This is a genomic window from Blautia intestinalis (assembly GCF_014297355.1).
Classification (GTDB): Bacteria; Bacillota; Clostridia; order Lachnospirales; family Lachnospiraceae; genus Blautia_A; species Blautia_A intestinalis.
In genome coordinates this window covers 513,443-538,751 of record NZ_JACOQE010000001.1, presented here as the reverse complement: position 1 = coordinate 538,751, position 25,309 = coordinate 513,443, and the positions used below count along the sequence as shown (strand labels likewise).

18 protein-coding genes are annotated in these 25,309 nt (G+C 42.6%); all 18 read right to left on the bottom strand.

The genetic code is table 11. From position 1 onward, the window contains the following. Nucleotides 1-10: 10 nt before the first annotated feature. Nucleotides 11-889 (bottom strand): Hsp33 family molecular chaperone HslO, encoded by an 879-nt coding sequence (hslO, locus tag H8Z79_RS02405; RefSeq protein ID WP_118039852.1) that lies wholly within the window; start codon nt 887-889, stop codon nt 11-13. 18 nt (nt 890-907) lie between these two features. Continuing rightward, the gene (locus H8Z79_RS02400; protein ID WP_015542217.1) at nt 908-1,666 is read right to left on the bottom strand and encodes a class I SAM-dependent DNA methyltransferase; all 759 of its coding nucleotides are present in this window, start codon (nt 1,664-1,666) and stop codon (nt 908-910) included. A gap of 73 nt (nt 1,667-1,739) precedes the next feature. Continuing rightward, nucleotides 1,740-2,840 carry a PsbP-related protein gene (locus tag H8Z79_RS02395; protein WP_015542216.1) on the bottom strand — a complete coding sequence of 367 codons (1,101 nt, stop codon included), beginning with the start codon at nt 2,838-2,840 and terminating at the stop codon, nt 1,740-1,742. Between the two features lie 108 nt (nt 2,841-2,948). Continuing rightward, complete coding sequence (locus tag H8Z79_RS02390) at nt 2,949-5,012, bottom strand: HelD family protein (RefSeq protein ID WP_118039853.1); 2,064 nt, start codon at nt 5,010-5,012, stop codon at nt 2,949-2,951. 767 nt (nt 5,013-5,779) lie between these two features. Next, nucleotides 5,780-7,630 (bottom strand): ABC transporter ATP-binding protein, encoded by a 1,851-nt coding sequence (locus H8Z79_RS02385; protein WP_118039855.1) that lies wholly within the window; start codon nt 7,628-7,630, stop codon nt 5,780-5,782. Then, nucleotides 7,627-9,789 (bottom strand): ABC transporter ATP-binding protein, encoded by a 2,163-nt coding sequence (locus H8Z79_RS02380; protein ID WP_118039856.1) that lies wholly within the window; start codon nt 9,787-9,789, stop codon nt 7,627-7,629. Before H8Z79_RS02380 ends, H8Z79_RS02385 begins: the two co-directional genes overlap by 4 nt. A 10-nt stretch (nt 9,790-9,799) precedes the next feature. After that, entirely contained in the window at nt 9,800-10,291 is a 492-nt protein-coding gene (locus H8Z79_RS02375; RefSeq protein WP_243023227.1) for a MarR family winged helix-turn-helix transcriptional regulator, read from the bottom strand. Nucleotides 10,292-11,073: 782 nt separating this feature from the next. After that, nucleotides 11,074-11,247 (bottom strand): DUF4250 domain-containing protein, encoded by a 174-nt coding sequence (locus tag H8Z79_RS02370; RefSeq protein ID WP_118039857.1) that lies wholly within the window; start codon nt 11,245-11,247, stop codon nt 11,074-11,076. A gap of 52 nt (nt 11,248-11,299) precedes the next feature. Beyond that, the gene (gene clpB, locus H8Z79_RS02365; protein WP_118039858.1) at nt 11,300-13,882 is read right to left on the bottom strand and encodes an ATP-dependent chaperone ClpB; all 2,583 of its coding nucleotides are present in this window, start codon (nt 13,880-13,882) and stop codon (nt 11,300-11,302) included. A gap of 569 nt (nt 13,883-14,451) precedes the next feature. Next, a complete protein-coding gene (locus tag H8Z79_RS02360; RefSeq protein WP_015542190.1) occupies nt 14,452-15,303 on the bottom strand; it encodes an SIR2 family NAD-dependent protein deacylase in 852 nt (283 codons plus the stop codon). Nucleotides 15,304-15,542: 239 nt separating this feature from the next. Then, nucleotides 15,543-15,770, bottom strand: a complete 228-nt coding sequence (locus H8Z79_RS02355; RefSeq protein WP_015542188.1) for a hypothetical protein — start codon at nt 15,768-15,770, stop codon at nt 15,543-15,545. A gap of 38 nt (nt 15,771-15,808) precedes the next feature. Then, nucleotides 15,809-16,717 carry an SIR2 family NAD-dependent protein deacylase gene (locus tag H8Z79_RS02350; RefSeq protein ID WP_015542187.1) on the bottom strand — a complete coding sequence of 303 codons (909 nt, stop codon included), beginning with the start codon at nt 16,715-16,717 and terminating at the stop codon, nt 15,809-15,811. Nucleotides 16,718-16,788: 71 nt separating this feature from the next. Beyond that, entirely contained in the window at nt 16,789-17,700 is a 912-nt protein-coding gene (locus H8Z79_RS02345; protein WP_118040007.1) for a radical SAM mobile pair protein B, read from the bottom strand. Nucleotides 17,701-17,708: 8 nt separating this feature from the next. Further along, a complete protein-coding gene (locus tag H8Z79_RS02340) occupies nt 17,709-17,924 on the bottom strand; it encodes a hypothetical protein (protein WP_187002663.1) in 216 nt (71 codons plus the stop codon). Nucleotides 17,925-17,938: 14 nt separating this feature from the next. Then, nucleotides 17,939-18,529 (bottom strand): hypothetical protein, encoded by a 591-nt coding sequence (locus H8Z79_RS02335; protein ID WP_015542184.1) that lies wholly within the window; start codon nt 18,527-18,529, stop codon nt 17,939-17,941. Further along, nucleotides 18,526-20,964, bottom strand: coding sequence for a glycoside hydrolase family 3 C-terminal domain-containing protein (locus H8Z79_RS02330; RefSeq protein ID WP_182279241.1), 2,439 nt, complete (start codon nt 20,962-20,964; stop codon nt 18,526-18,528). The genes H8Z79_RS02335 and H8Z79_RS02330 overlap by 4 nt, the downstream gene beginning before the upstream one ends. Before the next feature lie 26 nt (nt 20,965-20,990). Continuing rightward, nucleotides 20,991-23,852 carry a glycoside hydrolase family 3 C-terminal domain-containing protein gene (locus H8Z79_RS02325; RefSeq protein WP_118040011.1) on the bottom strand — a complete coding sequence of 954 codons (2,862 nt, stop codon included), beginning with the start codon at nt 23,850-23,852 and terminating at the stop codon, nt 20,991-20,993. Between the two features lie 141 nt (nt 23,853-23,993). Beyond that, entirely contained in the window at nt 23,994-25,301 is a 1,308-nt protein-coding gene (locus tag H8Z79_RS02320) for an ATP-binding protein (protein ID WP_015542181.1), read from the bottom strand. Between the last annotated feature and the right edge of the window lie 8 nt (nt 25,302-25,309).

Here is a 25,309-nt window from a genome sequence, read left to right as displayed (position 1 = left end):
CTTTTTCCTCCTATTTGCACTTTCTGAGAATTTCTTTTAACTCCTCTACACTGAAGATATAATTTTTATTACAGAAATGACAGTTCAGTTCTACTTCTTTGCCTTCCTGGATCAGTTCATTTAGTTCTTTACGTCCGATGCTGATCAGCGCACGCTCTACACGGCTCTTGCTGCAGTTACAGTAAAATTCTGTCGGGATCGTATCGTTGATTTCAATATCAAAACCGTCAAGTACCTGTTCCAGAAGGCTCTCCGGTGTATGGCCCTGCTCCAGAAGTGTCGTTACGGACTGGATCTTCTGTACATTTTCTTCAAGTTTTGCGATCGTTTCTTCTTCTGCAAACGGCATAACCTGTACGATAAAACCTCCAGCCTGACGTACGGTATTATCTTTGTTCATCAGAACGCCGAGCCCTACTGCTGACGGCACCTGCTCACTCACTGCAAAATAATAAGTAAGATCCTCTGCGATCTCTCCCGTCTGTAATGCGACCTGACCGACATACGGCTCTTTCAGTCCCATATCCTTAATGACCTGAAGAAAGCCATTGCCGACTGCTCCTGATACATCCAGTTTGCCTTTTGCATTTGCCGGAATGATCACTTCCGGATTTCCCACATAACCTTTGACACGTCCTTTGGAATCTGCAGTAACGGTAATTCCCTGAATCAGTCCATCACCTTTTACCTGCAGTGTCAGGATATCTTTGTCTCCCTTCATCATCACGCCCATCATAGATCCTGCTGTGAGAAGACGTCCCAGAGCGGCAGTTGCCACCGGACTTGTGTTGTGATCCTGTCTTGCAGTCTCTACGGTTTCTGTTGTAACTGCTGCAAACGCACGGATCTGGCTGTCCGCAGCAATTGCTCTTACTATATAATCTTTCATGTTCTTTCTGTACCTCTTTTATTTATTTTTTCCTTTTTCTCTTGCCACAAAAAACAGTCTCTCACTGTCCTCCGCAGCAGGTTCCATTGTATAGGCATCATAAACCGCCAGAAGATCCATACCTGCTTCTTTTATCAGTGATTCGATTTCTTCCTGCGGATATGCTTTCTGACAGTGGACTTCCTCACATTTTTCGTACAGGCCATCCTCTCTCGGAAGAAAGACAGCAAGTTCATAATAATTCAGGCTTTCTTCTTCATCAAAGCTGTTATCCCAGATAAAACTGCCTTCCTCACGATTCTCGGCAATCGTTGTATCCCCCATAAGATCTCTGTACTTATGTATGGTATTCATATCAAAAAGAAAGATTCCTTCCGGATCCAGATAATTATTTACCAGGCGAAATACCTGAAGAAGATCTTCTCTCTCGGTGATATAATTCAGGCTGTCACAGACGCTGACAACCGCACGTACCGTGCCGTATAATTCAAATTCCTGCATATCCTGCAGAAGATACAGAATGTCCTGTCCGGACTCCACTCTTTTTTCCATTGCTTCTGCAAGCATTTCTTCGGAATTGTCCACTCCAATCATATCATAACCCCGATCTGCAAGCAATCCCGTCATTGTACCTGTACCGCAGCCGAGTTCCAGTACGAGTCCGTCTGCAATCCCGTATTCTTTCAGGCGTGCTGTGACATATTCCGCCCATCCTTCGTAATCAATGTTGTCCATGAACAAGTCATAAACCTGTGCAAATTTACTGTATGCTTCCATTTTCTTCCTCTCTCCTGCTGGTAAAAAAGGCAGATGATCTCTCACCTGCCTCTTTTGTGTCTTTGTTATCCTTTTACTGAACAGGCATATAATATACGTCTGCTGCTTCTCCGTGCCAGTAATAGCTGTTGCCGTCTGCATCATATGCATCCTGCTCATCAGCAAAGCTATAAGTATTTCCATCAAAATCTACCCAGTTTCCGTTGCCGTCCGACTGAATAACGAGCGGATGTCCGTCGGAATTGCGGTAAATGGTCCTTGTCTCATCGGTGTTGGAAAGCTGCTCATCTGTAAATCCACCGGAATTCGTGGATGTGTCTGTAGAAGCAGTTCCATTATCTGCTGCCTGTGAAGCATCGGCTGTAGTTCCGTCAGCGGAAGCGGATGCATCTGTATTTCCTGCGTTGTCAGAAGCCGCTGCACCGGAATTGTCTGCTGCAGTGTTACCTGCTGTGGCATTGTCCGCGGAACTGTTGTCCGCTGCCGGCGCTGCCTGCTGCGGTGCTGCTTCTTTCAGAGAAGAATCTCCCAGAATCTGGAAGGAAGCAACTGCTGCCTTGATAGAATCCAGTGCGTCTTCACTCTTTACAGAAGCTTCGATATTGTAATATTCGGTATCGTTTGCAAATACTTTGTGAACCACATAAAGGTCTCCGCCGCTCTTATCTGTATTCAGCATCCTGGTTGTGTAACTGTAAACACCAATTCCATTGACATCATTGGATGTATAATCCTGAATTTCAAAATCAGTGCCGTTTACTTTGTCACCATCTGCCTGGTCAAGAGAAACTGCCATATCCTGTGTGCTCGGGATCACGGTAGACGCCATGGTATCTTCACCCTGTCCGTGCAGGATCAGAATGCTTCCGACATCCGGAGACTCAAAGCTTACCATATCTGTCTCGTCTGTCTTATTGGACCATGTGGCATCCGGAAGGTTGATCGCAATCGACTTATCTGCGGATGTGTAAGTTGTGCTCTGTACATTCGGTGCAATGGTCGGTTCTGCTGTCGGAGCCGGTGTCGCAGTCGGTTCAGCTGCTTCTGCCGTCGGTGTCACCTCTGCTGCCGGAGTCTCCTCTGATTTATCCTTACCACTGAAACTGCATGCAGTCATCAATACAGATGCAGTTATCACCATTGCAGTCATCGCAAGTAATTTTTTATTCTTCATAATAACATTCTCCTTATAAAATGATAATGTTTATACTCTTTCCCTCGTGCTTTATTTTACAGTTATATCCCATCAGTGTCAATGAAAAGCCGCACAGTTTGTCAAAGTTTACTTTGGTTTTTCCATTGTATACATATGCAGTTCATGCAGAGCTCTCGTTGCTGTAATATACTCTGCCTGACGCTGAAGACCGCTTTCTCTGTCCGCTTCAAATATACCGAATACCTGATCGAATTCCAGTCCTTTTGCAAGGTAGAATGTCGTTACAGTCAGTCCTTTCCTGAAGTTCTGGCTGTCGCGATTCATATAGCAGAGCTGGTTTTCTGCTTCCGGGGCGATTTCTTTCAGTCTCTTTTCTATATAAAGGTAAGCGTGTTCTGCTTCCCTTTCTGTAAGAAAGATCAAAGCTTCTGTCTCAAACTCTTCCCGACGGTTCAGCCATTTGTCAAGAACAGTCTCCAGTGCTTCCTCTGTCGATGAAAATGTCTGCTCATCTACCGGCGCACCATGACGTTCAAACAGCTCCATATCCTCAATTCCGGTAAGATGGTTTGCATACTGTGCAACCTCCATCGTATTACGGTAGCTTCTGTTCATCACGATCTTACGAATATCTTTCCCGAATATCTTCGGAAGGAATTTCAGCACATCCTGTGTCTCATCTTCCATTGTCTGGGCTTTATCTCCCAGAATAGTCATCCTGCACGGGAACATTTTGCGGATCAGCAGATACTGTATCCAGGAATAATCCTGCATCTCATCCACCACGACATGCTTGATTCCATGATGATTTCTGCACTGGTATAAAGTGTATTTGAGATAAAGTACCGGATACACATCTTCATAACGCAGATGACGTTTCTCCACCTGGCAGTGTGGAAGCGGCCGGTATCCTTCTTCTTCAAGAAAGCGGCTGTACAGTACATAACAGTCTCTCGTCTCATACATCTTCATAAAACGTTCCATTACTTCTTCACGTTCTTCATCTGAAAGATCTCTGTCTCTCAGTGTCTCCACCTGATCAATAAAATATTCTGCTACAGAATGCATTCTGGAAAGAAGCGGTACATCCAGAAATTTGAAATAAAACAGATCAATGATCTCTTTTTCACTCAGTGTGCAGCCTCTGTATTCCACATCACGGAAATTCATCAGCTCGTCTTCCAGTCTGAGGACAAAGCCATCCAGCTTCGAAACAAATTCCGGTGACTGTTTCTCCCGGCAAATATCCTGTATCTTCGGATTAAGTACTGTATGCTCGATCTGATCATAACGGTCTTCGCAGTCACCGACAATATCCTTAAGTTCTCTGTATGCAAACAGGTCAAAGCTCATCTCACGGATATTCTCCTCTCCCAGTTCCGGAAGGATATGTGAAATGTAATCTGCAAAGACTCCGTTCGGTGACAGGATCAGTACATTCGATGATTTCAGATTTTCTCTGTCATGATACAGAAGATAGGCGATTCTGTGCAGGGCTACAGATGTCTTACCGCTTCCTGCCGCTCCCTGAATCACCATGATCTTGTCTTTGGTATTGCGGATGATCTCATTTTGCTCTTTCTGGATCGTTCGGACGATATTTTTGAGCTGTACTTCTCCGTTGCTTCCAAGCTCTGCTCCGAGTATTTCATCGTCGATCTTGACATCACTTTCAAATTCATAGAGCATCTTGCCTTTACGGATTTTGTACTGCCATTTTGAAGTCACTTCACCCTCGAAGGTTCCAGATGGTGCCTCATAAGATGCCGGGCCTTTATCGTAATCATAAAACAAGCCGCTCACCGGTGCTCTCCAGTCATACACAAGCGGAAGGCTTCCCGCACTCTCGGAGAGATTGCCGATTCCGATATAAAAGGTCTCTGCCTCCTCATCTCCGTCATACCGGAAATCCACTCTGCCGAAGAATGGCGAATCCTGCATCTTTTTGAAGCGCCTGCGAAGACGGAACTGTTCTTCGTTGGCGTTCATCTGCCGGAAAAGTGCCTGCTGATTGTCATAGTCCTCATATCCGTACTGATCCATCTCGGTATAGTTTTCCCAGTAGTATTCATGCATGTCCTCGATTTCTTTCTCGCCTTCGAGAATTGCCGCATCCGCCTGGGCAAGACGGTCATTCAGACACTGCAATACATATTGCAGGTATTCCCTGCCGTTTTTAATTTTTTCCATGAAATTGATCACTGCTCCTCGTTGTCTTACGCGGGAAAATCATGTCGCATTGTCACATGATTTCTCCTATCTTATCATATAAAGTCTGCGCCGCTGTAAGCAGCTTGTTTCCTGTTTGTAACTGTGGCTTAATATTATACCGAAAAAAAGAGGTTATGACAAGGATAATAAATGAACGGATAAGAGTCTTCTCGGGATTATTAAAGACTTTCGGTCTGGAAACAGCTTCGGAATTTAGAAACACTACAGCTCTCTTCGCTCTGCTAAAAACATGGGGAAAAAGTGCACAACTCGCTAACGCTCAGACAATACACTTTTTCCCCATAACGCAGCCCTTGAGAGCTTAAGTGTTACCATAAATTCCTCCAGAGGTTTCCAGACCGAAATTCTTTATATCCCGAGTTCCTCTTCTTCCCTCATTTATTATGCCGCTTCTCCCGCTGCCTCGGATAAAGTACGGGGATGGATGGGAAATAAAAACGGACTCGAGAGCTGGAGGATTTTCGTTAGGATTCTCTGGTTCTGTCTCGCTTGAAAAACTTCGTAGAGATTCTCGGTGTACAGATTTTGCGTTGATGCAGAAAATGCTGCTGTCTGAGCATCTTTGATGTGAGTTCAGCATTTTCTGTATCGTTTTTAGCAAAGTTCTGTATACCATAGAATCTCAGAAGTTTTGAACTGAGACAGACACAGAGAATCTTTTAACGAAAAACTCCGCTCTGAGTCCTTTTCTTTATACTCCCATCATCACCGGGAATTCTTTATCGTTATGAACAAAGCTCAGAAGAGCCATTATCAAACTGGCTGTTGTAAAGATCTGCATAGAATCCTTTCGCTGCCAGCAGTTCTTCATGGTTACCCTGCTCAATAATATCTCCGTCTTTCATAACAAGGATCAGATCCGCATCTTTGATCGTAGAAAGTCGATGTGCAATGACGAAACTTGTTCTTCCCTTCATCAGATTATCCATTGCTTTCTGGATCTGCATTTCTGTTCTTGTATCAACAGAGGATGTTGCCTCATCAAGGATCAGAATCTTGTTGTCTGCAAGAATTGCTCTTGCGATCGTAAGAAGCTGTTTCTGTCCCTGTGAAATGTTGCTTGTTTCTTCATCCAGCACCATCTGATAGCCGCCCGGCTGCTGCATGATAAAATTATGGATATGCGCTGCCTTTGCTGCTGCAATGACTTCTTCATCCGTTGCATCCAGTCTTCCGTAGCGGATATTTTCCATGATTGTTCCGGAAAACAGCCATGTATCCTGAAGCACCATACCGAACATCTCATGAAGCTCGCTTCTGTTGAAATTTTTGACATCATGGCCATCTACTTTGATGACACCCTTATTTACATCGTAGAAACGCATCAGCAGTTTAACCATCGTCGTTTTACCGGCACCGGTCGGTCCTACGATTGCGACTTTCTGTCCGTCATGTACATCTGCCGAGAAATCATGAATAATGATCTTATCCGGATTGTAACCGAACTCAACATGTTCAAACTGTACATTTCCTTTCAGGCCTTCAATAGAATCCGGATTTTCCGGCTGCTGTACTTCCTCTTCCTCATCAAGGAATTCAAAGACTCTCTCAGAAGCTGCTGCAGAAGACTGCAGAAGGTTTGTAACCTGCGCGATCTGCTGGATCGGCTGTGTAAAGTTACGGATATACTGGAAAAATGACTGGATATCACCAACTTCAATCGAACCTTTGATAACAAAGATTCCACCGAGAAGTGCTACCATTACATAACCAAGGTTTCCGACAAACTGCATGATCGGCATCATCATTCCTGAGAAGAACTGTGATTTCCATGCAGATTCGTAAAGTTTCCTGTTGTCTTTTTCAAATTCATCAAGTACATCGTTTTCTTTATTAAATACTCTTACGACATCATGACCGCCGAAGTTTTCTTCGATCTGACCGTTGACTGCGCCAAGGTAATTCTGCTGTGCCTGAAAGTATTTCTGTGAATGCTTCATTACCATCTGAATAATAAACATGGATACCGGCAGAATCAGAAGTGCAGCCAGCGTCATCCATACATTGATGGAAAGCATCATAATAAATACACCGATCAATGTAGTTACTGATGTGATAAGCTGTGTCAGGCTCTGATTAAGACTCATCTGAAGAGTATCAATATCGTTTGTTACCCTCGAAAGAATCTCACCGTTTGTTCTGCTTTCGAAATAATTCAATGGCAGATGATTGATCTTCTTTGAAATATCTTTACGGAGATTATAGGTCACATCATTGGAAATTCCTGTCATGATCCATCCCTGAATGAAGGAGAAGCATGCACTTGCCACATACAGTCCCAGTGTCCACAGAAGGATGATTCCGATTTTTGCAAAATCAATGCCGCCTGTTCCGTTTACTTTTGCAACAAGACCTGTATAAAGTTCAGTCGTTGCTTTACCAAGGATCTTCGGTCCTACAATATTAAATACAGTTCCTGCAACTGCAAAAATAAATACCAGCACAAAACGCATTTTATAGCGGCTCATGTAACGGAACAGTTTGCCCATCGCACCTTTAAAGTCTTTCGCTTTTTCCGTCGGGCGCATGCCTCTTCCGTGACCGCCCATTGGTCCACGTCGTTTCTGTTCACTCATGCCAATTCCTCCTCTGACAGCTGACTCATTGCAATCTGACGGTAAACCTCACAGTTCTTCATCAGTTCTTTATGTGTACCGATGCCTGCCATATGTCCGTCATCCAGAACAATGATCTTGTCGGCATTCAGAATCGTACTGATACGCTGTGCCACAATGATCGTTGTTGCATCTTTTGTATGTGCTTTGAGTGCTTTACGCAAAGTACTGTCTGTCTTGAAGTCCAGCGCTGAAAAACTGTCGTCAAAAATAAAGATCTCCGGTTTCTTGGCGATTGCCCTTGCTATGGAAAGACGCTGTTTCTGACCACCGGATACGTTGGTTCCTCCCTGTGCGATCGGAGAATTATATGTTTCCGGTTTTGTATCAATAAATTCTGTTGCTTGTGCTACTTCTGCTGCTTCTTTTACTTCTTCAGCGGAAATATCCGTCTTACCGTATCGGATATTGGAATCGATCGTACCTGAGAAAAGGATTCCCCTCTGCGGTACATATCCCAGTCTGTCTCTGACTTCTCTCTGTGTCATATCACGGACATCAACTCCATCCACAAGGACACGTCCCTTTGTCACATCATAGAACCGCGGAATCAGATTTATCAGAGTACTCTTACCGCTTCCGGTACTTCCGATCACGGCGATCGTTTCTCCTTTTTCTGCTTTGAAGGAAATATCGGTCAGTACATTTTCTCCTGCTTCCGGATATGCAAAGCTTACATTGTCAAATTCTACCGTTCCTTTTACATCCTGTGCCGGGAGAACCGGATTTTCCGGATCTGTGACGTTTACTTTTGTTTTCAGTACATCGTTGATACGAAGTGCTGCAACATTTGCTCTCGGGAGCATGATAGACATTGCAGTGATCATCAGGAAGGACATGATGATCTGCATTGCATACTGGATAAATGCCATAACATTGCCAACCTGCATAGTTCCGTTATCTACCGCATAAGCACCACTATAAATAATCAGAACGGAAACACCATTCATAATAAGCATCATCGTTGGCATCATAAATGTCATACAGCGGTTGACAAACAGGTTTGTCTTTGTCAGTCTTTCGTTGGCTTCCTCGAAACGTTCTTCCTCATGTTTCTCCCTGCTGAAAGCACGGATAACCGGAATACCTGTAAGGATTTCACGGGTTACCAGATTCAGCTTATCGACCAGCGTCTGTAATACTGTGAATTTTGGCATTGCCACCTGGAACAGAACAATGATCACCGCAAGAATAAGTCCAACTGCCAGACCAAGAATCCAGGTCATAGAAGAATCTGTGTTTAAAACACGGATCACACCACCGATACCAAGGATCGGCGCATACAGTACAATACGGAAGAGCATTGCCATAACCTGCTGTACCTGCTGGATATCGTTCGTGCATCGTGTGATAAGTGATGCAGTTGAAAATTTATGGTACTCTCTGCTTGAAAAAGTGATAACCTTTCGGTATACCGCATTTCGCAGATCATGACCGAGTGCTGCTGCAACTCTGGAAGAAAGAAATACCACACAGATTGCGCAGAGCATTGTGATCAGCGCCATGCCAAGCATTCTCACACCGGCAATCTTGATGTAATGCATCTGGATCGCATCGACGTCTTCGCCGATTGCTTCATACTCACTTTTTACATAGGAAACACCGGCCTGTGTGATAATGGACTCCTGCATACTGTCAACTTTTTCGCTGATTTTTTCTGCCATGGCATCCCGTGCTTCCTGAGGCATCATCGCAAGTGCCTGCATCGGATCTGTACCTTCCGGAATGCCCATCTGCGTAAGCATGGAATTTACTTCATCGCCTCCGGAAGAAAAGCTTGCCACGATGATCATCGGTTTCCCGAAGATGCTGTTTAATTCATCTCTTTCCCCGGAAGTCACATCGTCTTTCAGTACAAGAAGATCACCGTCTTCTTCATAACAGGAATCTACAGTATCTTTATCGTCATCGTCCATAAACAGCCGAAGACTGTCCATGGATGTCTTGCGGATTTTTTCCGGTACGCTGTCTTCAATACCACTCTGCTGGATTCCCACATTGACGATTTTGGATGTGTAATCCGGCAGGGAAAGATCGCAATATGCCTGAAGAAACAGAAGTGCTATGATCAGTACCACATAGCCTGCTGATTTTTTCAGATATTTCATCAGTTTGATCACTTTTGCTGCCTCACTTTCTTTGTGTCATTTTTCCGGATGTTCCGGGTATTTTTTCAATGTTCTCTGTAATCTGCTCCAACATTCTTCTCAAAAGGCAAAGTTCTGTTTCGCTGAGACCATCAAGAAGAATCTTTTCATTTTCTTTGACTTTCTTCATGCCATTCTCTTTTACCTGTTTGCCTTTTTCTGTCAGATAGATTCTGGAGATGCGCTGATCTTTTTCATCGGCTTCCCTGTAAAGCAATCCTGCTTTTTCCAGTCGCTGGACAGTCACATTGACGGTCGGCGGTTTGATTCTTAAATGTTCTGCAATCTCACGCTGGCTCAGTCCGTCTTTGTATGCCAGTAAGCCAAGTACCGGAATCTGTCCCGGATAAATTCCCAGTTCCTGCATCTGTCCAAAGCACTTTCCCATAAATCGGCGGTCAATTCTCATAAACATGGATAAAAAGCTGTCCTTATGCTCCGGTGGGCAAAACTCTGGTTCTCCTTCTGTAAACACCTCTTCACCTCCATAAGTAATGTTTGTAGTTTGTTAGTCGGTTATTAATTAGTCGGCTAACTATTTATTATATGTAGTTGCACAAAAAATGCAACTGTTTTTTTGTTTTTTCACATTTTATTCATAATTATGACCAAAAAAAGATTTGTTGGACTAATAAATAAAAAACTTATTCTGATTGGCATATAAATACTCCCGTTTTAGAAGCAGCTTCGGAATTTGGTAATACTATGGTCTTCACCATCCTGCTAATTACATGGAGAAAAAGTGCATAACTCGCTAACGCTCAGACAATGCACTTTTGCTCCATAACGCAGTCTGATGAACCCCTGAGTATTACCATAAATTCCTCCAGAGTCTTCCAAACGGGAGCATTTATAAGCCAATCTATTCTTCACTTTTTATTTATCAGGAGCGAGTGGCGGACCGCGCGACGCGCGCTAGCCCGGGCCGGTCGGTTTTTCCCCCTTTTCTGGCAGTGGTATAAAGTGCGGCAATGATGGGAAAGAAAAAACTTCATTCAGGAACTTCTGTGGTTATCATCTGAATATGGCTCGCTTGAAGAACTTCGTAAAGATAATTGGTTGTACAGATTTTTGCGTTGATGCAGAAAATGCTGCTGTCTGAGCATTTATGCGAGTTCAGCATTTTCTGTATCGTTTTTAGCAAAGTTCTGTACACCAGCTTATCTTAGAAGTTCTGAACTGAGCCTGATTTAGATGATAATTCACAGAAACTCCAAGAATGAAGTATTCTGTACATTCCCTCATTCCGGGAATTCTTTATACAAACTGATTCTTCTCTGCATCATATTCATAATCAATTGATGCAAGTTTTTTCTTCACTTCCTCTCCGGACAGCTCTTTATCCTCGCAGAACGCGTCCAGAGAAGAATAAAAATCTCTCAACTGTGTGTTGACATAGCTCAACAACATTACCGGATCCTTTGGTATCATTGCGTACCTCCTGTGGTATTCTGCTGCCGGTCAGATTATACACAGCAGCATATTATTTCGTGTTGATCACAAACTCTCCGTCTTTTACATCCAGCACAAGCGTGTCACCCTGATGAACATCACCGGAAAGAATCTTCTTCGCAGCAAGTGTTTCCACATAATTCTGCAGATAACGTTTCAGAGGCCTTGCACCATATATTGGATCATAGCCATTTTCAATTATCTGTGTTCTGGCTGCATCTGTCAGTTCCAGAGAAAGTTCCTGATCTGCCAGACGGTCACTGAGTTCTTTGACCATCAGGTCTACTATGCCGCCAATATTCTCTTTTGTCAATGGCTTGAACATGATAATTTCATCCAGACGGTTCAGGAATTCCGGCCGGAAGTGTCCACGCAGGTCATTCATAACCTGTTCCTGAGCTTCTGGTTTTATTTCACCTTTTTCATCAATGCCCTCAAGAAGATACGGTGAACCGATGTTTGAAGTCATGATCAGAATCGTGTTCTTAAAGTCTACCGTTCTGCCCTGTGAATCTGTGATACGTCCATCATCCAGCACCTGCAGAAGTACATTAAATACATCCGGATGGGCTTTCTCAATCTCATCAAATAATACAACACTGTATGGTTTACGACGAACAGCTTCTGTAAGCTGACCGCCTTCTTCATATCCTACATATCCCGGAGGCGCTCCGATCAGACGGGATACAGAATATTTCTCCATGTACTCACTCATATCGATTCGTACCATATTCTGCTCGTCATCAAACAGAGTCGCGGCCAGTGTTTTGGCGAGTTCTGTCTTACCGACACCGGTAGGTCCGAGGAACAGGAATGAACCAATCGGTTTGGACGGATCTTTGATTCCTGCTTTTGAACGAAGAATGGCATCTGTTACAAGACGTACACCTTCATTCTGACCGATGACACGTTTGTGCAGTTCGTCTTCGAGACCGAGCAGTTTCGTTCTCTCACCTTCGGTCAGTTTCGTTACCGGGATACCCGTCCAGCGTGAAATGATCCTTGCGATCTCATCATCTGTAACGGCCTCATGGACAAGGCTGCGGTCGCTTTCTTTGACCTGTTTTTCTTCTATTTCAAGCTGCTGCTGGAGCTTCGGGAGTTCCCCGTACTGCAATTCTGCTGCTTTTTCCAGATCATAATTCTGTTTTGCTTTCTGGATCTGTTTATTGATATCCTCAATCTGCTCACGTAATTTCTGGAGCTTCTCGACAGAATGTTTCTCATTATCCCACTGTGCTTTCTGAGTGTTGAATGTGTCACGCATCTCTGCAAGCTCTTTCTGCAGTTCTGCAAGACGCTCTTTACTCAGATTGTCCGTTTCCTTCTTAAGCGCAGACTCCTCAATCTCAAGCTGCATGATCTTACGTCTCTGTTCATCCAGCTCGGTCGGCATGGAATCCAGCTCGGTCTTGATCAGGGCACATGCTTCATCAACCAGATCGATGGCTTTGTCCGGCAGGAATCTGTCTGTGATATATCTATGTGAAAGCGTAGCGGCTGCTACCAGCGCACTGTCTGTAATTTTTACACCATGGAATACTTCATATCTCTCTTTCAGTCCACGAAGGATGGAAATTGTATCTTCTACGGTTGGCTCATCTACCATAACCGGCTGGAAACGACGTGCCAGTGCGGCATCCTTTTCGATATACTGGCGGTACTCGTCAAGCGTGGTTGCACCTATACAATGCAGTTCACCTCTGGCAAGCATTGGTTTCAGCATGTTGCCCGCATCCATCGCACCGTCTGTCTTACCGGCACCGACGATCAGATGCAGCTCATCAATGAAAAGAATGATCTCGCCTTCGCTCTTTCTTACCTCTTCAAGAACTGCTTTCAGACGTTCCTCAAACTCACCACGATATTTCGCACCTGCAACCAGTGCTCCCATGTCCAGTGCAAAAATTTTCTTATCTTTCAGGCCTTCCGGGACATCACCTGCGACGATTCGCTGTGCCAGACCTTCAATGGCTGCTGTCTTACCAACACCAGGTTCACCGATCAGAACCGGATTATTCTTGGTCTTACGTGAAAGAATACGGACGATGTTTCGAATCTCTGCATCACGACCGATGACCGGATCAAGTTTCTGATTTCTTGCTTTCTCCACAAGATCCTCGCCGTATTTATTCAGTGTGTCATAGGTTGCCTCCGGATTGTCACTGACAACTCGCTGGTTGCCTCTGACAGTAGACAGCGCCTGCAAAAATCTTTCTCTGGTAATGCCAAATTCATCGAAGATCTTCTTCATACCCGGGCTTGGTTGTGTCAGCAGTGACAAAAACAGATGCTCAACAGAAACATATTCGTCTCCCATTGCTTTTGCTTCATTTTCCGCATTTACCAGTGATTTGTTCAGATACTGTCCAAATCTCAGATCACCGCCGGATACTTTGACTTTTGCATCCAGTGCTTTCTTCACTACATTGATAAAATATTCTTTATTAATATCCATCTTCTCAATCAGTTTGAGAATCAGGCTGTCTTCCTGTGTCAGCAAAGCATATAACAGATGCTCCTGCTCCACTTCCTGATTACCGTATTCATAGGCAACCTTTTCAAGATCCTGAACAGCCTGCACGGATTTCTGTGTAAACTTACTGATGTTCATAGGCTCTCCTCCTTATATCGTAGGAAAAGGATACTGAAATCTCTTCCCGTACCCTTAATGTTATCTTTGTTATACTGGTAATATAACACGCGTTGTTAGCACTGTCAAGAGGTGAGTGCTAATTATTTTGTGAAGATTTTGTGACGCCTTGATTTTACGGGCTTCACAGGGATTTTTCACTTGCTTTCGCACTCAATTTTCTTGATTTGACCACATTTTTACGACAAATCTTTGGAAAAATATATTCGTCTGATTTTCTTACCACATTTTACGACAACAACTTATGGTTTATACCACAGCAGGTGCGGTTTCTGGCAGGTTCATTTTAGACATCTCATTTTCCACGTGAGACTTCTCAGCAATATGATTATAGACATTCATTGTGATCTGTGCATCTGAATGGTCTTCACTCCGCTACGGTCGGTGCTTAACGGATGTCCACCGGACATCCAGCACCCCATCACATACTGCATAACTGTGCTTTATACTTCTCACATTCCTGTACAATCACCTTTTTTGCATTGTCCATTCAAAAAATTAATTGCCCAAATAGAAATATATAAACAACCCTATAGGTTCTCTCTTGTCAGACATATTTCTTTCAGCGCCTCCCCAATATCTCCATCTACCCCGATCGACTTTCCGGCAATTTCTGAAGGAATATAGACTTCTCCTTTATTGAAGGTGATATAAACTGCTTCAGGTTCAGAAGCAGCAAGGCTCATGAAAGGCTCTTTGATCATACGGTTTCGCCATCCCACGCCCAATTCCAGGATCGCTAGTCTTTTACCATGATATTTCTTAATAAAGTTCTGATAGTCTTGCATTTTCTTTTGGAACTGTTCGGTCTGAAAGAATGCATTGCTGTTTGCCATATTGACCGTAACTGGCCCTCCACAGCAGGAACAGCAGGGAACCAGTTCTGAAGGGATCTGTCCGTTTTTTTCAGCTTCCGCCATTTTGAGAATTTCATTCTGGTTTTCGTAAGGATCTGTTCCGCATCCATTCTGGCACCGGGACTGGGTGAGACGGCCTTCCATCTCAAAGACTTTATCCCTGTCAAATCCTGCAGGCACGAAATGGTCCTCGCCATTGGAGGTCACAATAAAATAATCTTTGGAACCAACCAGACGATACAGATCCTCCATTACAGGACCGGGCTGTTCCAGATAACATTTCCGGCTGATCAGTCTGCTGAAAAATGCCCATTTAGATTCTTCTGTAGGATACTGAAAGAATAATCCCTGCAGTATGTTTCTGATCCCGTATCTGCTGCGGAAATCTCCGAAATCTTTCTGAAACCAGTGATCATCTGCAAAAATATTGTATCCTTCTGAAATAGATAATCCGTTACTGGCGCCGATGAGAAGAGCGTCTGCTTCCTGGATAGCTTTATAAATATTTCTGAAGTTTTCTTCCATAATGTTATTTCTCCTTTTCCAACTGTATCCGAAATTCCTTTAATATATCTGCCAGATCGCCTTGCAGGTAAAGACTTCTCCCTTTTAAATGTTCCGGAGCAGAAGAGGCTTCCTGGTTCAGACAGACGTAAAACACCTGACTGTTACGGGCCGTCATGTCCCAGAAAGGCAGTCTGATCACCCCCGATGTCATCTCTCTAATCTTTTCCGGCAAGTACAGCCTTAAGAGCCAGATATGGCTAACCTGTAGGCAGATGCCACATACTGTAAATATATTTTGTATAGTAGGCCCATTGCTGTTCCAGGGAAGAGTAGCAGTAATAGACTCCGGCAAAAGGAGAAGTAAAATGGTAGTAGTCTTTGAATTCTCCCAGATGTGTTTCTAATGCAGGAGCCCAGTGGTAATGGTTAAATTCCGCAGCACTGGATAGTCCGGAACCTACGCCTACTACCAACTGCATCAGCATCTGTGATCAGCCGGACAAGGGATTCTATGTCCTTGTGACTATGCTTCTCCATGCTCCTTGTTTTCCTCTTTCTTTACCCTCACTGCCTCCTGCAGCACCAGGGCAATGTCTTCTTTGATAGCCAGCCCCTTCTGTTCTATTTCTTCAGGAAGAAGTGCGTCCTTTGGATTAATGGTAATGTAAAACGCCTTAGGCAGGGAGTATGTGAGATTCCAGAAAGGTTCCTGGATAAACATAGGGGTCATTCGTCCTACGCCCAACTCCAGAAAAAGGATCTTCTTCTCTTTATTCTTTTCCAGAAATTCGTTGATCTTCCGGTATTCGTCTCTATACTTGGCACCTTCCAGGAATGTATATCCCCGTACCCAGGGCTCCATCTGGGCTCCGCATTTTGGACAGCGGGGGATCATTTTGGCGGGGATACACAGATTCTCGTCAATAGCTGCATTCATGGCATAGACCATATCCTTGTTGTAATAAATCTGGTCATGACATCGGCGGCTGCACTGATAATAGCGGGAATCACCCTGGATGGCGCTTAATTTTTCTTCGGACACCACACGGGTAAACTGGAAGTCCTGATTGGTGGTCATAATATGATAGTTTTTACCCTCGAGGAGTTCCATGAGATCGTAGTAAGGCTGTCCTGTAGGACACTCATATTCCATATAGCCCATACGTACAAGAAATGCCCAGTGAGCTTCCGGGGAAGGATAATGATAGTAAAATCCGTTAAAGGCTCCGGTAAATCCATATTTTTTATGGAAATCCCCCAGATATTTCTGAAATATCGCATCATTCTGATAGAAAAAATTATAGCCACAGGAAGCGGACATGCCGGCTGCTGCTCCTACCAGAATGGCTTCAGCAGAATTAAGTTTATCTAATAGGGTCCGGGCATTTTTTTGATATGCATTTTCAAAAACAATATTTTTCATTGGCTGCATGGTTGACTTTCCTTTCTTGATGAGTTGTTTCAGTCTCTTGAGGCATCTCTTTTACATCTCAACTTATTCAATCATTTTTTACGCCGCCCTGTATTTTCCGATCCCCGTACTTCTTCATGATAGAAATAATCCACGATTACAGGATGGCCTGGCTCTGCGCGGTCATAAGGCAGTTCGTTGTCTACAAAAGGACAGTCGTATTTTTGGGACATCTGTGCTGCCTGGTTTTCCAATGCCCGAAAATAACTTCGATCTCCCTTGCGATAGATTTCATCATACAGGGTAACAAGGTGGGGATAACATTTCTGAATATAATCCAGGATCTCCTGTTTGAAACCACCGCGGAGATTTAGATTTTCTAACCATACCAGGTCACACTGATCTTTCACACGTTCAAAAATCTTTTCAAAATCTGTGATGCCCGGAAATACTGGGGAAATGAAACAAACCGTGCGTATTCCGGCTTCGTATACCTGCTTCATTGCCTCAAGTCTGCGGCTGATGCTGACAGCTTGATCCATGTCTGCCTGAAATTTTTCATCTAATGTGTTGATCGACCATGAGACAGTGACTTTTCCCATTTCTTTTAGCAAGTCAATATCCCGGAGTACAAGATCCGATTTCGTACAGATAAGGATTTCTGCACCGCTATTTTTTAACTGTTCTAAAATCCTGCGGGTATTTCTTATCTCCTTTTCCTGGGGCAGATACCCATCTGTCACGGAACCAATCACTACCCGTTGGCCTTTATATTTTCTCGGGTTTTTAATTGCCGGCCAGTGTTTTATATCCAGAAATGTTCCCCACGATTCGGTATGCCCGGTGAACCGTTTCATAAAAGAGGCATAGCAGTATTTGCAGCCGTGGGTACATCCTACATAAGGATTGACAGAATATCCCCCTACCGGAAGACTGGATTTAGTCATGATATTTTTTGTTTCTACGTCCCGGATCAGAAGATCCTTTTCCATTATTTTTTCCATGCGTTCTGTTACTCCAAAATCCGGATAAATGCAGAGGGCAGATCCTGGATCATTTGATTATCTCCCATAACGGGAAGTAGATCCTCTTTCATAAACACCGTTTTTGAATCATCTACAATCAGAATTTTTTGTCTTTTATTCATATTTTTTACCTTTATCCTTGTTGATTTTATGATATTCCAAATCATATCAGATTGCATCATTTTAATACCAGTTTCTAACATCTTGCTATTTTCTTCTATTCAGCCTTCCCCTCTGGGAAAATAATTTTAAACACAAAGAAAAAAATCACCATGGAAACTCCACCTGTAATAATTGTCACAAGCATGTTATAGACTGCCGGTGCCACATATGCAGCTGCAACTGGCATCCACAGATTATTAAATCCATTACAAATCAGTGAAATCACCACCCAAGCAATAAAATACCAGATTGCCTGATATACAGGATTTCCATGGCTTTTAAAAGTAATATTTCTCTGAAGTGGAAAATTGATACACTGTGCAAGAAATGAGCCCAATTCATAACTGATAAAATAGCCAAGTCCACCACCGATCAGTATATTCCCTGTTGCATCACGCAATACGTTATACCCCAGCAAGCTCCATGTGAATTTTACTCCAAACAGATTCATGGAAACCTTTGGCCACATAAACTCTGTACCAGCCAGTCCAATTCCCAAAATCCCTGGTAAAAATGTAAATACAAGATACTGGAATACTGTCACGCCCATACTGAATATAACAAAATAGAATATCTGATAAAGCCATTTTGCGATAGCAGAATGTTTCTCTTCAAAACATTTCCATATATTTTTTATATGATTCATCTGCACTTCCCTCCGGCTCCTTTTAATAATTTTTCATATTTCTTATTATTTCTTCTGTTTCTGAAATATCCGCCAACTATTTTTTTTACTCCAAGCATAAAGTGGCCATTCACAGCATCAACAATTCCATATACCATTTCCATACTGACTGCCCCGCCGGTCATCTTGGCAATCCCTCGAAACGGCATATTGTAAATAAAGAGAATATTCAGATCCGGCTTTCCCTGTGCCTCACTCTTCTTTTTCATTTTTGTGAGACATCTATATATCAGTCTTGCAAGTCGGCTTTTTGCATAATACATCTGACAAATTGCATCATTGATTTCCAGATTTCCACTCCATCTTCTGTTCGGTATCTCATGGCCAAGAAGTTCACGAAATTCCTCATCTGATATTTTCTGCACGATTCCTGTATAATAGTAAGGCATTTTTGCCGGATTATACGGATACCCTTTACTATTTCCTGTTCTCTCAGTCATACCTGTTAAACGAATATCTGCAACACTGGCCCCTACCATAATCTGATAAGTTCCTGTTTCTATTTCCCACTGTCCCGTTTTTATATTCCAATAACGGAATGTCTTATCATCAAACGGAATCCTGAGCTGTCTGCTTTCTCCTGCCTTTAGATAAACTTTTGCAAAACCTTTCAGTTCTTTTTCCGGTCGGAACACGATTGCATTAGGAAGTCCTACATACATCTGAACAACCTCTGCTCCATCTCTGTCACCTGTATTAGTAACCGAAACTTTGATTCCATCCTCTTCTATGATAAGATCAGAATATGTAAATTCTGTATAGGAAAGCCCAAAGCCAAATGGGTATTGCACCCGGACTTTTGAAGTATCATAATAGCGATATCCCACATAAACACTCTCGCGGTATTCCGATGTTTTCTCATTACTTGGATAATATCGGAATGCCGGTGTCTGTTCATAAGATATGGGATATGTTTCTGCCAGTCTTCCTGATGGATTCACTTTTCCGGTCAGAATATCCAATGTTGCAGAAGCGCCCGCCTGTCCATTCAGATAACCATGCAAAATCGCTTTGCAGCAGGTGTGCCATGGCATTTCTATCGCAGATCCTGCACTTAGTATTCCAATAATATTTTCATTCACCTTACTGATATCCTGCAGAAGATCGATCTGATCCTGCGGAATACGCATATGGGTTCTGTCCAGTCCTTCTGATTCACTGATCTCATCAAGACCAAAGCAGAAAATCACAATATCCGCATTCATGGCCAGGTTTAATGCAAACTTTCTATCATTCTCATCTACATCTCCATTTCTCTGATAGCCTCTTGTCATCCCTAGAATATTCAGATCATATTGTTGCAAAATCGATGACATATCTTCTACTTTTGTTGGATTGACCATAGAAGATCCTGCCCCCTGATATCTGGGTGAAAAAGCAAAATCTCCAATAACAGCGATGGATTTTTTGGTATCCAGCGGAAGAATCTGTTTTTCATTTTTCAGAAGAATCATGCTTTCTGCCGCTGCTTTCCTTGCCAGTTGATGATGTGCGTTTCTGTCAAAGTTTTTATCTGAAAGCTTCTTCCCTGATGTCAGTTCCATCACTGCATCCACCAGTTCTCCAACTCTTTCATCCAAATCCGCTTCCTTCAGCTTTCCATTTCGGACAGCAGCAATCACTTCCCTTGCAGAATCGTACCCACAGGACGGCATCTCCAGATTTGAGCCGGCAGCAACACCTTTCACATGGTCATTGCTTCCGCCCCAGTCTGTTACTACAATTCCATCAAATCCCCAGTCTTTGCGCAGGATGTCTGTCAAAAGATGTTTGTCCTCATTAGCATAAATCCCATTAATCTGGTTGTAACTGCTCATGATTGCTTTTGCGTGTCCTTCTTTAACAGCTATCTCAAAACCGGTCAGATAAATTTCTCTTAATGTCCGTTCGTCAACAACTGCGTCCATTGCCATTCTCCGAAGTTCCTGACTGTTAACCGCCAGATGCTTCGGGCAGGCATAAACGCCTTTACTCTGTATTCCACGAATATATGATGCTGCCATCTTCCCGGAAAGATATGGATCTTCTGAAAAATATTCAAAATTTCTTCCACATAATGGGCTTCTTTTAATATTTAATCCCGGACCAAGTAGGATATTTACATCCATACTTGCTGCTTCCTCTCCAAGAGCCTGTCCAATCTCTTCCCCCAGATCCTGATTCCAGCTGTTTGCTATCGTCGCTGCTGTGGGAAAACAAGTTGCATTCAAGGATGCATTCAGTCCCAGATGGTCTCCTGCTCCTGCCTGTTTTCTGATTCCATGCGGTCCATCTGAAAGAAAGATGGACGGGATGGAAAGCCTGTCAATTTCTCTGGTCTGCCAGACAGTTTTTCCACTGAGTATCGCTGCCTTTTCTTCTATTGTCATCTTTTCAACCAATTTTTGCTGTTTCATAACTGTTTTCCATCCCACTTTCATCCTTATTCAGCACTCTTTCTTTTCTTATATCCTTTGATTACCAGTACTTCCATTCCTGCCATGAAAAGTGCTATTACAATGTCGATACCAATTCCTGCTTTTTTCCAGTTTTCCATACCTGTTTCTTCGTGTTCTCCGTCATAAGCCCAGCTGCTTACAACTGTATACATGACATTTTTGCAGGCATTTCTCATCTGACGTACAGATGTTGGATGTTCCGGATTGGCTACATTGTTCTCTTCTCCGTTGAACGTGGACAACATTGCATCTACTCCATTTGCCAGAGCTGCATCTGCATTCATAAATCCGTGGCCATTATTTCGGAAGAAATCTGTAAGTGCCATTCCTCTGAATCCCCATTCATCTCTGAGAACAGTATTTATAAGGTTACCGCATTCTCCAGTCCATTTATCTCCAAGGAAACTCCAGGAAACCATAACTGCATTTGCGCCTCCCTGTTTTACAGAAATTTCAAATGGTTTCAGATAAATTTCACGGATTGCCTGCTCATTTGACCAGATACTTACCATCTTTGCATTTCCTTCATACAGTGCAAAATGTTTGATATAAGAATAAACTCCATATTTTCTTGCACCTTCTACTGCATTTGCGCCCATATTTCCTGCAAGGACTCCGTCTTCTGAGAAATATTCATAGTTTCTTGCTCCAAATGCAGTTCTGTGAGTATTCATACCTGGTGCATACCAGCCTTCTGCACCCATTTCCTGACTGATCTTGCCCATGCATTCACCCCAGGTCTGTGCAAGTTCTTTGTTCCATGTGGAAGCAATTACAACTTCAATCGGAAAACCAATAGAACCAACTCCTGTAAAGTTGTTATTAATTGCTGCTGGTCCGTCGAAATCAAGTGTAGCCACTTTTCCCACAGAATCCATAGCTGCTGTCTGATAACCAGCCATCGCAATCATATTTGCCATTTCATCAACAGTAAGCTGATCCAGAAGTTTTTCCCAACGAGGATCGTCATAATCAGCATCACGCATATCAGCTAATGTAAGTCCATTATCAGCTCCCGTTGTCGGCATTACATCCTCATCATTGAGATATGTAGTCTTATCAAAGTTGCTGTTCAGATGATATTCAGAAACATATGGCTCACCCAGCTCTACAGATGCCGGTGCTGCTGTAGCCTCTTCATAATTTGCAAAATGATCCGCACGTGACAGATATGTTATATCTCCTTTTGCATCTTCAAATACATTTACTGCAGCAGTATCATCTGATGCTCTTTTATTTTCGCCTGCATATACCACAGTGTCATCTACGGTATAAGTTTTCTGGTCTAAAACGGTATGTGAATCCCTGTTAATAGAAATCACATAATCTCCTTTTTCGAGGACATACGCTTCTGCGTCATTCTCATCATAAGATGCCATATCTTCTACATCAAATGTAACTGTGACTGTCTGAGAATTTCCTGGCTGAAGCAGGTCTGTTTTTGCAAACTCAATCAGATTTGCAGAAGCTTTCTCGATCCCGCCATTCGTATACGGTGGATTGTAATACACTTCTACTACATCCTTTCCTGCAACATCTCCTGTATTGGTTACTTCTACATCTACAGAAATCTGTCCGTCTTTTTCCTCCAGTTCACCCATTTTCTGTTCAAATTCTGTATAACTCAGTCCATATCCAAATGGATACTGTACTGTTTTATCGTAATCGATAAAGCCTTCCTGTGCTGCTGTTTCGTAATACTTGTACCCTACATAGATTCCTTCTACATAGTTTGTAAATGCTGGAGCGTATACCTGCGGAGATCCTGCATTCATTCCTTCAACTGCCATATCTGCCAGGTTAGTATATTCAATCTTTTCTCCATTGTTCCACCATGGAGCAGTTGTCATGTCGTAAATAAATGTATCCGGTGTTTTTCCAGAAGGATTTACTTCACCGGAAAATACTTTTCCAAGTGCATTAAATCCGACATTTCCAGTTCCAGGACACCATACAACAGACTTAATCTGTGGATATTCATCTGTAAATCCAAGTTCAAACTGGTTTGCGCCATTATAAATTACAATAACATCATCAAAATTATCACAGACCATGTCTACCATGTCTTTTTCTGTCTGGGAAAGCTGTAAATAATGCTCTCCTTCCGGGAAATCGTCATACGCATCAGAGTTATTGTCATAAGCTGCTTTGCTTACATCCATCGGGATATCGTTATGACCTTCACCTGCTTTTCTGGAAAGAACCACAACTGCCACATCTGAATATTCTTTTGCACTTTCAATAAGTTCATCACTGTATGTATCTGCCGGTGGTTCTGGTAATGTCCAGCTCTGTTTCTGAATTGACATTTCCGGATTATCTGCACCATAATTATTATAAAAATCAACAAGATCCTGATTAATAGAAAATCCTGCATTTTCAAGTCCCTGATTCAGGCTGACAATATCATACAGATCATTGATTCCTCCTGAGCCAGCTCCTCCGTAAGCCGGATTAATAGATTCCCAGCCAAAAATATTCAGTTTTTTTGTTTCATTTAAAGGAAGCAGGCTTTCATTCTTCAGAAGAACAATTCCGTCTTCCATAATTTCTTCTGCTGCTTCCGCAGCTTCTTCATTTGTTTCATCACTTAAAGTTCCATTTCCCGTTGCAAGTCCAATCAACGTAGCCATTGGTCCAAAACAGATCATATTCACGCAGACAACAACTGCAAGAACCATTGCGATCGCAGCTTCCCTTCTTATCAGAAATTTTTTGTCCCTGCACATCCTGCGGCACGCGATCATAATTACGATTCCAATTACAAGTGAAGCAACAATACCGATAATATACGGTTTGCACAACTGTAATACCGCCAGGACGTCTTCCATTTCAACACTGATCATTCTCTTCTCCTCCTTTTTATCTGTCCTGTAATTTCAGGAACTGTTTCCTGTTGACCTTACTATATCATATCTTTTTCATCGTGCCGGTTTTGGCACAACATGCAAAAATATGGCATGAAATGCAAAAAAACACCCAGAGCTTTACATTACTCTGGGTAAAAGAATCTTTAATTCAAACCAGTTCTGATCCACTCCAAAATCCACAGAACCATTATATTTCTCCACAGCAGTACGAATGCTTTTTAATCCAAATCCATGGTTTTGTCGATCTACTTTTGTTGTTGTAATCAGATCATTTTCATTTTTCTGAATTTTATCTTCACAATAATTTTCTATTTTAATAAAAACAAAACTCTTTTTTGCAGATACCGTCAGATGAATCAGTCTTTTTTCCACTTCCGGTATCATAATTACATGTTCAATTGCATTATCCAATGCATTTCCAAAAATGGAACACAAATCTGTTACATGTATAAAATCCAGTAACTTACCATCCGCTACACAGGTAATCTGTATGTAATTTTTTCGACAATGAAAAATTTTAGCTGCAAGAATTGTATCCAGCACCTGATTACCTGTTTTGCTCATATTTTCAAAGGCAGAGACTTCTTCCTCCATTGCATCAATCCATTTTTTACGTTTTTCTTCGTCTGATTCTGCACGAAGTGCTGTGATCTGATGCTTCAAGTCATGATATTTCATCTGTATGAGATCCAGACTGTCCTGATAATTTCGATACTGCTCATATTGACTTTTCAGGATCACATTCATTGCTGAAAGTTCTTTTTCGGCAATATACTCACTAATCCTGCTCTGATAAGCATGCAGGATTGCAATTCCTCCAAAATCAATCAGGGTTCTCATAGAAAAAATGTCTGCACGTTCTTTGCTTGCAAATGGTACATTTTCACTCAAAAAACTCAGATTACTGAACGCAAAGATTGTAACTGCCATGATTGCTGCTGCTACAACTTCTTTTACAGTCATCTGCTGAAGATAATCCTGTTTCAGATAATCCCTTTCCAGATAAATATCAATGACAAAACAACCACCGAAAATTATAATCGTAATCAAAATTTCAGTCCAGAAACTTTGAATTCCTCTCACCTGTACAATAGATACAATCTGCCACTGCAGAGAAGCAACAAACTCTGCCAACACAAATGCTCTGGCACAGCAATATCCTGCCCCAAGAGGTTTCATGCTTCCTCCAACCATAAGAAATACATACATTATAGCAACAGCAATAATCATACAGGGAATCCATAAAACCTCTGATACATTACCTGTCGCAACCAGAAAAGCACACTGCAATGCCAGCATAAGCAACACACCAATAAGAAAATGTGCAGATTTCATTTTTTCTCTTTTCAACATATAGAGATAAACCAGACACGCTCCCCACTCCGCAATTGCTGTATAAATTCTTGGAATATCCTGGTATAACATAACTTCCT

Bases quoted from the DNA above. Each gene is read 5' to 3' on its own strand.
- hslO (WP_118039852.1), bottom strand. From the start codon at position 889: ATGAAAGATTATATAGTAAGAGCAATTGCTGCGGACAGCCAGATCCGT.
- H8Z79_RS02400 (WP_015542217.1), bottom strand. From the start codon at position 1,666: ATGGAAGCATACAGTAAATTTGCACAGGTTTATGACTTGTTCATGGAC.
- H8Z79_RS02395 (WP_015542216.1), bottom strand. From the start codon at position 2,840: ATGAAGAATAAAAAATTACTTGCGATGACTGCAATGGTGATAACTGCA.
- H8Z79_RS02390 (WP_118039853.1), bottom strand. From the start codon at position 5,012: ATGGAAAAAATTAAAAACGGCAGGGAATACCTGCAATATGTATTGCAG.
- H8Z79_RS02385 (WP_118039855.1), bottom strand. From the start codon at position 7,630: ATGAGTGAACAGAAACGACGTGGACCAATGGGCGGTCACGGAAGAGGC.
- H8Z79_RS02370 (WP_118039857.1), bottom strand. From the start codon at position 11,247: ATGATACCAAAGGATCCGGTAATGTTGTTGAGCTATGTCAACACACAG.
- clpB (WP_118039858.1), bottom strand. From the start codon at position 13,882: ATGAACATCAGTAAGTTTACACAGAAATCCGTGCAGGCTGTTCAGGAT.
- H8Z79_RS02360 (WP_015542190.1), bottom strand. From the start codon at position 15,303: ATGGAAGAAAACTTCAGAAATATTTATAAAGCTATCCAGGAAGCAGAC.
- H8Z79_RS02355 (WP_015542188.1), bottom strand. From the start codon at position 15,770: ATGCTGATGCAGTTGGTAGTAGGCGTAGGTTCCGGACTATCCAGTGCT.
- H8Z79_RS02350 (WP_015542187.1), bottom strand. From the start codon at position 16,717: ATGCAGCCAATGAAAAATATTGTTTTTGAAAATGCATATCAAAAAAAT.
- H8Z79_RS02345 (WP_118040007.1), bottom strand. From the start codon at position 17,700: ATGGAAAAAATAATGGAAAAGGATCTTCTGATCCGGGACGTAGAAACA.
- H8Z79_RS02340 (WP_187002663.1), bottom strand. From the start codon at position 17,924: ATGTTAGAAACTGGTATTAAAATGATGCAATCTGATATGATTTGGAAT.
- H8Z79_RS02335 (WP_015542184.1), bottom strand. From the start codon at position 18,529: ATGAATCATATAAAAAATATATGGAAATGTTTTGAAGAGAAACATTCT.
- H8Z79_RS02330 (WP_182279241.1), bottom strand. From the start codon at position 20,964: ATGAAACAGCAAAAATTGGTTGAAAAGATGACAATAGAAGAAAAGGCA.
- H8Z79_RS02325 (WP_118040011.1), bottom strand. From the start codon at position 23,852: ATGATCAGTGTTGAAATGGAAGACGTCCTGGCGGTATTACAGTTGTGC.
- H8Z79_RS02320 (WP_015542181.1), bottom strand. From the start codon at position 25,301: ATGTTATACCAGGATATTCCAAGAATTTATACAGCAATTGCGGAGTGG.